Source organism: Salinisphaera sp. G21_0 (assembly GCF_017744115.1).
Classification (GTDB): domain Bacteria; phylum Pseudomonadota; class Gammaproteobacteria; order Pseudomonadales; family Endozoicomonadaceae; genus Endozoicomonas.
Genome location: NZ_JAGHQW010000227.1, coordinates 1 through 676, shown reverse-complemented (window position 1 = coordinate 676; position 676 = coordinate 1). Strand labels below are relative to the sequence as shown.

At 42.0% G+C, this 676-nt stretch carries 2 tRNA genes and 1 rRNA gene; all 3 read left to right on the top strand.

Annotated features, from left to right (window positions below):
* Positions 1-83: ribosomal RNA gene (locus J7439_RS25790) — 16S ribosomal RNA — on the top strand; the annotation flags it as partial.
* Between the two features lie 150 nt (positions 84-233).
* Positions 234-310 (top strand) — tRNA-Ile (locus tag J7439_RS25785).
* A 41-nt stretch (positions 311-351) separates the two neighbouring features.
* Positions 352-427, top strand: a tRNA-Ala gene (locus tag J7439_RS25780).
* Positions 428-676 lie beyond the last annotated feature (249 nt).

Genomic DNA, 676 nt, shown 5'->3' with positions numbered 1-676 from the left:
CGATTACCACGGAGTGATTCATGACTGGGGTGAAGTCGTAACAAGGTAGCCCTAGGGGAACCTGGGGCTGGATCACCTCCTTAAACGAAAACCGACGTCCATAAGCGTTCACACGAATTGTTTGATTTAAAATTGCATTGGCAATTTTATAACTTGTTAAAGCAGCCTTGTTCTGAGGCTGTGAAGTTCTTTAAAAGTGTGTTTAATGAGTCCGTTATCTTGATTCAGATACCGGGTCTGTAGCTCAGTCGGTTAGAGCGCACCCCTGATAAGGGTGAGGTCGGCAGTTCGAATCTGCCCAGACCCACCAAGCTTTCAAGAAATGAAAGCCTGGTTCAACGGAAAAAATAGGGGGCTATAGCTCAGCTGGGAGAGCGCCTGCTTTGCACGCAGGAGGTCTGCGGTTCGATCCCGCATAGCTCCACCAATTTCTCGTCTTGTAAGAGATAGTAGAAAACTGATTCATTAAGCATATTTTGCTCTTCTTTCTTAATGAAAGAATGTTCTTTAACAATGTGGAATCCAAATTAAGCTGAATGAAATCCATCGATTTAATTAATTTAAATTGGTTGATTGAATTCTTGCTGAGACACTCTCAAGTTTTGATTGGAAACAATCATAGCTAATGTGTATGGCGATGAATTTCGACAGAAATTCATTTGATCGTTAAAGGTAG